The organism is Rhodococcus artemisiae, assembly GCF_036327795.1.
Taxonomy (GTDB): Bacteria; Actinomycetota; Actinomycetes; order Mycobacteriales; family Mycobacteriaceae; genus Rhodococcus; species Rhodococcus artemisiae.
Genome location: NZ_JAUTXY010000025.1, coordinates 47967 through 55965 on the forward strand (window position 1 = coordinate 47967; position 7999 = coordinate 55965).

At 61.8% G+C, this 7999-nt stretch carries 8 protein-coding genes; 7 read left to right on the forward strand and 1 reads right to left on the reverse strand.

The window, feature by feature from the left end:
• Position 1: 1 nt before the first annotated feature.
• The 3 genes from Q7514_RS31175 (at position 2) to Q7514_RS31185 (ending at position 3672) form a co-directional block, all read left to right on the forward strand.
• Positions 2-1006: an NADP-dependent oxidoreductase gene (locus Q7514_RS31175; protein WP_330137121.1), complete on the forward strand. Its 1005-nt coding sequence runs from the start codon at positions 2-4 to the stop codon at positions 1004-1006.
• 280 nt (positions 1007-1286) lie between these two features.
• Positions 1287-2081: a TauD/TfdA dioxygenase family protein gene (locus Q7514_RS31180; RefSeq protein WP_330137122.1), complete on the forward strand. Its 795-nt coding sequence runs from the start codon at positions 1287-1289 to the stop codon at positions 2079-2081.
• Between the two features lie 214 nt (positions 2082-2295).
• Complete coding sequence (locus tag Q7514_RS31185) at positions 2296-3672, forward strand: MFS transporter (protein ID WP_330137123.1); 1377 nt, start codon at positions 2296-2298, stop codon at positions 3670-3672.
• A gap of 119 nt (positions 3673-3791) precedes the next feature.
• On the opposite strand, the gene Q7514_RS31190 is transcribed toward Q7514_RS31185, so the two are convergent.
• Positions 3792-4586, reverse strand: coding sequence for a GntR family transcriptional regulator (locus Q7514_RS31190; RefSeq protein ID WP_330137124.1), 795 nt, complete (start codon positions 4584-4586; stop codon positions 3792-3794).
• Positions 4587-4804: 218 nt separating this feature from the next.
• Between Q7514_RS31190 and Q7514_RS31195 the strand changes: the two genes are divergently transcribed.
• From Q7514_RS31195 to Q7514_RS31210, 4 genes are all read left to right on the forward strand, one after another.
• Entirely contained in the window at positions 4805-4969 is a 165-nt protein-coding gene (locus Q7514_RS31195) for a hypothetical protein (RefSeq protein ID WP_330137125.1), read from the forward strand.
• Positions 4970-5105: 136 nt separating this feature from the next.
• Positions 5106-5945: an ABC transporter permease gene (locus tag Q7514_RS31200; protein WP_330137126.1), complete on the forward strand. Its 840-nt coding sequence runs from the start codon at positions 5106-5108 to the stop codon at positions 5943-5945.
• Between the two features lie 127 nt (positions 5946-6072).
• Positions 6073-6801, forward strand: a complete 729-nt coding sequence (locus Q7514_RS31205; RefSeq protein WP_330137127.1) for an ABC transporter ATP-binding protein — start codon at positions 6073-6075, stop codon at positions 6799-6801.
• Between the two features lie 52 nt (positions 6802-6853).
• Entirely contained in the window at positions 6854-7849 is a 996-nt protein-coding gene (locus Q7514_RS31210; protein WP_330137128.1) for an ABC transporter substrate-binding protein, read from the forward strand.
• The last annotated feature ends 150 nt before the right edge of the window (positions 7850-7999 follow it).

Here is a 7999-nt window from a genome sequence, read left to right on the forward strand (position 1 = left end):
GATGACCGAACTCAAGACGAAGGTGACGATGCGGCGCCACCCTGGCGCCATGGTCTCCGAGGACGACTTCACCATCGAGACGACGGACCTGCCTCGGCCCGGAGATGGGCAGGCCCTGGTCAGGGTTCTGTACTTGTCGTTGGACCCGTACATGCGGCCGATGATGGACCCGGTGCGCTCCTACGTGCCGCACCTGAACCCGGGTGACATCATGCCGGGTGCCACCATCGCCGAGGTGATCGAGAGCAATGAATCGGAACTGCCGAAGGGCACCATCATCGCGTGCTCTCTCGGATGGCAGTCCCACGGGGTGGTGACCAAGGACGCGGTCCGGGTTATCGAGCGGAGTGCCGGTCCCGTGTCCGCCGCGCTCAGCGTACTCGGAATGACCGGAGCCACAGCGCATTATGGACTTCTCGAGCTGGCCAAACCTGTGGTCGGTGAGACTGTCGTCGTGACTGCTGCCTCCGGCGCGGTCGGAGGTGTGGTCGGGCAGATCGCCAAGATCAAGGGCTGTCGAGTGGTGGGCATCGCCGGCGGCTCCGAGAAGTGTCGGTACGTCGTCGAAGAACTCGGCTTCGATGACTGCATCGACTACAAGTCGCCGGACTTCGAGAAGCAGCTCGAGGCCGCAACGCCCGACTATGTCGACGTCTTGTTCGAGAACGTCGGAGGTCCCGTGCTCGACGCCGTGCTGGGGAGGATCAACGATCACGCGCGCATCGCGCTGTGCGGCAACATCAGTGACTACAACGCTGACGAGCCGTACGGCCTGAGAGGCCTACGTCACCTGCTGATGCATCGGGTCACGGTCTATTCGTTCGTGATCGCCGAGCATCGCGACTACTGGCCAACTGCGATCGGTGAACTCTCCGGTTGGCTCGCTGAGGGGAAGATCAAGTACCGGGAGGACGTCGCGGAGGGGTTGGAAGCTGCACCCAAGGCGTTCATCGCGATGCTCACCGGCGGAAACTTCGGCAAACAACTCGTCAACGTCGGAGCATGACCCTTCCGATGCTCGCCTGGGTGGCCAACGGAGTCTCGCAGGCGGGCATCGGACCCTCCGTCCCTCTTTCGGTCAACGGGCCGCACCGGAGAGGTTGGCGGGTATTCATCGGAGCGCCAGCGGTATCTGGCCTGCCGAGCCATCGTTCGGTGATCGGGTCAGCTCGGAAGAATGTTGTCGACATAAATTGTGATGGCTGTTAAATTGTGACTGGCACCACCTGGCCGACCTACTCCGGCTATTCGAATCGCGAAGAACCTGCCGACAATGAGGAGTACTCGTGAAGCTTTGTGTCACCCCCCTGACCGGATCTATCGGCGCCGCAGTGGGCGGCGTTCGTCTGGACGAGCCCTTGGACGATCGGACGTTGAAGGCGCTGCGCTCGGCGTTCGCAGACCACTGCATGCTCGTGTTCCGTGATCAGTACGTAAAGCCTTTGGCGCAGATCGAGTTTGCCCGGCTGTGGGGCGAGCCGGTGGTCACCGAGATGCTGAATCCCTTGGATGGGCATCCGGAGATATTCCAGGTCGCCAACGTCAAGAAGGAGACCACGGCCACCGAGGCCTGGCATTACGACGGATCGTTCACCGCGGCACCACCGAAGATCACGATGCTGTCGGCGATCACCACCCCGGTTGGCGGGGACACGATGTGGTCGAATCAGTACCTCGCCTACGAACGCCTGTCCCCGGCGCTTCGCGACACCTTGAACGGTCTGAAAGTGCGATTCAGTGGGATCCGGCTCGGCCGTATGCTCAACGTCGCTGAGGAGGACACCCCGACCGCGGTGCATCCGCTGGTGCGCACTCACCCGGAGACCGGCCGGAAAGCGCTGTTCGTGGGACACCGGGAAAATGCCTGCATCGACGGGTGGACTCGACAAGAAAGCGAACCCCTACTCGAGTTCCTGTATCGGAATTCGGTTACACCGGACAACGTCTACCGTCATGCGTGGCGCGAAGGGGACCTCGTCATGTGGGACAACCGGTGCACCATGCACTACGCAATCCACGGCTACGGTACCCAGGAACGGGTCCTCAACCGCATCACTCTCCGCGGTGAGGTTCCCGCATAGATGAGCGGCGCCTATGCTCCATCGCTTGCCGGCCGCGGCCGCTCCGCACGCATCCGGACGTGGTGCTTGCTGGTTGGAGCGACAATGCGGGAAATCGACCGCCCATCGGTAGGTGCGACGGTGGTGTAAGAGGATTCGGGCACTCACCGATGAATCGCGGACGGTGCGGCGAATAGCTGCTTGCATCACGCCGGCAAGTGGTGAGGATAGGTATATGACACTCCCGGATCCCGCCGACCAGGCCGACAACCCCGTCGGCGGCGTCAGGACAACCTCGACGGTGAGCGCTCCGACCGCCCGCGCTGCGTGGAGTATCACGTTCCTCGTGATGATTCTGCAAACCGTCAATTTCGCTGACAAGGCTGTACTCGGGATCGTCGCCCGCCCGCTGTCCGAGGATCTGGGCCTGTCGAACGCGGACATCGGACTCTTGGGCAGTGTCTTCTACGTCCTGTTCGTGATCACCGGACTGGCGGGCGGCTTCATCGCCGATCGAGTGCGCATCGTTTGGGTTCTGCTGGGTATGGCCCTGTTGTGGTCGCTGGTTCAGATCCCCGTATTGCTGGTGGGCACGTTTACCGCGCTGATCATCAGCCGCGTGTTGCTCGGAGCAGCGGAAGGTCCCGCTGGTGCTCTGAACAACGTCGCGGTGTTCGGATGGTTTCCCAAGAGTAAGCGCGGTCTTCCCTCCGCGGTGGTCACCTCCGGTACGTCGCTGTCGAAGATACTTGTGGCGCCCGCGCTCACAGTGATCGTCGCGGCATATGGATGGAAGGCGGCATTCTGGACTCTGATGATCGTCGGCCTGGTATGGGCTGCCGTGTGGCTGGTTGTGGGCAAGGATGGCCCCTACTCGGTGAACAGCGCTCGTGAGCGCGCGAAGGCTGGATCCGCCGGCAAGGTGGAGCGGGTCGGCTTCCTGCGAATCGCGGCGTTGCCCACCTTCTGGGGCGGGGTACTCGGTATGTTCGCCCTCTACGGCATGGTTGCGGTGATTCTTACCTGGCTGCCGTCCTACTTCGAACAGGGACTCGGGCTCAGCCGGGTCAATTCCGGGCTGCTGTTCGCGCTGCCGAGCGTGACCGGGATGGCGTCGATGCTGTTGGTGTCCTTCCTTACCGATCGGCTTGTCGGCCGTGGCATGACGGTGCGGATCTCGCGGGGAATGGTGTCGGTGGTGGCATTGTTCGTCTGTGGCGGCATGCTGGCGGCCCTCCCGTTGGTGGACAGCGCGTGGCTGGCCGTGTTCCTCGTGGTCGCGGGATACGGAGTCGGAGTGGCCAGCTACCCGCTGATGAACGTCACGGTGGCACACGTCAGCCCGGAGCGTCAGGTTGCCTCGACTCTGGGTGTATTCACCGCGCTGTTCTCGACCTCCGGCATCCTCGCGCCGTGGCTCACCGGTCGCCTCGTCGATGCGGCGACCACGCCGGCCGAGGGGTACACGACCGCCTTCCAGATCTTCGGTGTCGTGGCCATCATCGGCGCCGTAGTCATGGCGCTGACCGTCAACCCCGAGCGTGATCGTGCCCGGATCGCGGCGATCGATCCGCTGGCCTGTGCCGACTCCTCCGCCGACGACAAGTACTGACTGGCGCGCACGCTTACGTCGGTCGGCCGAATCGGCACGGGAAAGCGGTCATGCGGGCTGCGGTTGTCGAATATGGATCCAGGACAAGGTAGTTGGCGGAACTCCCGCCAACTACCTTGTCATGCGCCGGTCTCGACGAACCTGTCTTCCGCTTCCTCCGCATCACTGCCGAGGTACTTCACTGCGTACGTCCGGACTCTGGCGATCCTCTCGCGAGCCAGGTCCACGGCGAGTGTGCAGTCGCTGTTGCGAATCGCTTCGTGCAACGCCTGCCAACCTTTCAAATTGTGTCTGATGGTGTCGGGGTTGGCGGCGAGGGCCATACGCACGTAGCGCAGTGTCTGTAAGGAAACGGACTGCAGCAGGTCAGCAAGGATGTGGTTGTCCGACAGTTCCGCCACCTCACTGTTGAGGAGGAAGGTGGCAACCGCGTACGCATCGACCGATTCGTCTGCTGCCGTCAGGATCCGGGGGATATGACGGTCGAACAGTACGACCAGATCGTCGTGTTGCTCCAGGATTTCCTCGTGGAGGATCATGCCGTACAGCTGCGAACGGATGTCGAAGACGTCGTTGAGGTCCTTTGCTCGAGGCGCTGGAACCATCGCGCCACGGCGGGCCTGGAACTCGACGAGGCGGTCGCGCTCGAGAATCCGCAGAGCCTCGCGCACCGGAGCGCGACTGACCTTGAGTGCGGCGCTGATGTCCTGTTCGAGGAGTCGCTGACCCGTACGAACGAAATTGAGTGCGATGAGCGCCGCGAGCTTCGCGGCGATCTGTTCCGGTAGGGGTGTGGCCGCCAGGGCGTCCTGCTGCCGGCGCAGAACTGCTTGCTCGATGGCGACCATCCACTCGTTGCGCGGAAGCATCAGAGCGGAAAGATCGGGCAAGTCCTGGGTTCGCTTGCGCGCCATACGTCTCACTCCCGTGCGAGTTCCGTTGCCGTCTCGCTCCTGATCCGCAGGGACGGGCTCAGTTTAATGTCGACGGCAATTGTATCCGACGATCGGACCCTGGCGCGCTGGTAAATTATTTTTGTCGACATAAACCACACGAGGTGTTAGTTTGTGACCTGAGACACCTACCTGCTCACCTTCGCGCTCAGCGCACCTTGAAACAGTGAGGTCAAGCCATGACGCTCGAGTTCATTCCTCGGATCGGCACGATCGGTGCCCGCATCACGGGGATTCGGCTGGATGAGCCGATCGACGCGGCGATCTTCGGCGAACTGTACGAGGTATTTCTCGCCCAGCGTGTCTTGCATCGCGTCACTCTCCATTCGGAGAAGCCGATCTGAATCCCTGCTGTACCCGCGGACGATGCCATGGGTACGAAAGTGGAGGGCCGATCGGATGAGCGAACTCCCCGACGAACACAGCGGACGAAACGAACACCGGCACCGTTCGATGTCCCTGGCTACCAACGGAGCACCCATGCAACTCACTCGAGATCCCTCGATCCGAAGGAACGATCACACGAAGCCGCGAAGCGGACGTCTACGTCTCTCGCGGGAGAACGGGACAGTCCTTGCTGCGCAGATCCTGCTCGGCGCAGTATGGCTGGGGTTGTGGCAACTGACAGCCACGCAGCGATGGTTGGACCCGGTCCTCGCGAAGTCTCCCGGACAGTCGTGGGACTACTTCGTCACCGCATTGCAATCCGGCGAGCTGTGGAGCAACACCCGATACACGATGACTGCAGTCCTGATCGCCTGGATTCTCGCCGGGGCGGTCGGCGTGCTCGTCGGTGTCGCTCTTGGACTACTACCTCGAGTAGAGCGCGTGCTCACGCCGTATCTCGAGGCAGCCAACGCGATGCCACGTATCGCCCTTGCGCCGTTGTTCATCGTCGCTCTCGGTATCAACACCTCTGCGAAGGTCGCCCTGGCGTCCACCCTCGTGTTCTTTCTGGTGCTATCCGGAGCGCGTGCCGGCGTGCGGTCCACAGATGCGGAATGGCTACGTATGTCGACTGTGCTGGGTGCGAGCAAGTATCAGATTTTCGTGAAGGTGCTCCTCCCTGTCGCGACTCCTGCCATCTTTGCGGGGCTCCGACTCGGGCTGATCTACTCCCTGCTGGGCGTCGTCGGTTCCGAGCTGATCTCGGCCCGAAACGGACTGGGCCAGCTGATTGCAACATATTCCGCGACCTATCGGATGGAGGCGGTCTACGCGATCCTCCTGCTGTTGGCGGTAATTGCCGTCGTCCTCAACCAGTTCATGGGTCTGGCCGAACGACAGTTCCTGCGCTGGCAACCACCGGTGGATCGCTGACAGCCCCCGTTTCTCGGAATTGAATTGGAGTGAACACATGAGCGCAACATCGATGACGCGACACAGCCCTGCCCTCACTGAACGAGCGACACACACGGGTCGACAGGACGCGATCACACTGTCAGGCGTGAAGGTGAGCTTCCCTGATCCTCAGGGCGGTACGCGAACCATCCTCGACAACATAGATCTCACTGTTCCCGCGGGAGAATTCACCGCTGTGGTCGGGCGCAGCGGATGTGGAAAGACGACTCTGCTCAATATGGTGGCGGGTCTGGTCGATCCTGCCGAGGGCACGGTGTCGGTGGCAGGTAAGGAGCCGCGCTCGGCCCGAAATCACCTAGGTTACATGCCAGCTCGAGATGCGTTGTTGCCGTGGCGAAGTGCGTTGCGCAATGTCGAGTACGGTCTCGAGCTGCGCGGGATGCGTAAGGCTGAACGTCGCAATATCGCACGCCGGTGGCTGAATGCAGTGCACCTGGGTCAGTCCGAGAGGCTCTGGCCGTGGCAACTGTCGCAGGGGATGCGCCAGCGTGTTGCGCTGGCACGTACCTGGGCGCTGAATCCCGATGTGCTGCTGATGGACGAGCCGTTTGCGGCTCTGGACGTCAACACACGACTATCGGTGCAGGAAGTGTTCCTTCAGCTGTGGCAACAGGAGGAACATCGAGCGGTCATCTTCGTCACCCACGACCTGGGTGAGGCCATCGCTCTGGCAGACAGGATCCTTCTCATGGGTGAGGGCAAGATCCTCGATGACGTCAGAGTCGATCTCGATCGCCCCCGCGAGCTCGCCACAATTGCCGCGGACAGTGGGTACCAAGCACTTTACGAGCGCCTTCGCGCCCAATTGCACTGAGCTCGGCGTCCGAGCCGCGCAGACAACCGTGTCAACATTTCTAGGAGAATCGATGTCGAGATCCCGCATCGCGATCGCCGTGGCAGGAGTAGGAGCTGCGATGGTCGCCCTCACGGCCTGTGGCGGAACCGAATCCAATGTGACAGAAGACGGACTCACCACAGTCACCGTTGGCAATATGAACAGCAATTCGCTCACTTTTCCTCTCCTCGTAGCGCAGGAAGAAGGGTTCTTCGCAGACGCCGGATTGCATGTCGAGACGGTCGACGCTGTCTCAGGGCCAGAATTGACGGCCGCTCTCATCGGCGGCACGACACAGATCGCTGTCGGAACACCGGAGAACGTGATGCCGGCAATGGCGCAAGGGCAGGGGCTCGTTGCGATTCCACCTTTCGGTCAGCTGGACATGTCCTTGATAACGCTGCAGGACAGCGGAATCAATGAAGTCGCCGATCTCGTCGGGAAACAGGTCGGTGTGGTACAGCGGGGTAGCTTCTCCGAGAAGTTTGCGCGCAGCATCATGGTTGATCACGGGCTCGATCCGGACAGCGTCACCTATATCGCGGTCGGTGCCGGCGCAACGATGGAACCGGCCTTGCGCAACGGAAAGGTCGACGCTTCGGTCGGCGCGACATCCACCGTTGCTCTGCTGGATCAGCACGGACTCGCGATCCGGAACCTGGCGAACTCGCTCGACGAGACAGGCGGGGAAGCAGGTGAATTCGGCATGCAGACAATGTGGACAACCACGGTCGACTATCGGGAGCAGAATCCGGAGATCGCAGAAGGATTCTGTTCGGCAATGAACCGGGCATCGGACTGGATAGCCGACGATGCCAATCGCGGCGCCGGAGTGCAGTTGATGTCGACGTTGCTGGCAGTTCCGCAGGAGACGGCAGAGACGATCTGGGACCGCACACACCTGTCCTGGAAATACCGGATCGATGACGAAAAGTGGAACCGGGTGGCCGATTGGGTGTTGGAAGACAACGAGACAGGCCTTCCGTACGCCGACTATGTATCGGCGGACTGCGGCGAGAAGCAGTAGCGGCGCTCGACATGTACTGCGCTGCGCGCGGCAATTTCATTCGACGCAGGAGTTAGAGAATATTGAGTAGCGAAGGATCGAACACGGAGAGCGGGGACCGTCGCCGCCCGGCCGTCGGTGTCGTTCGTGAGACGAACGACGGCGAGCGGC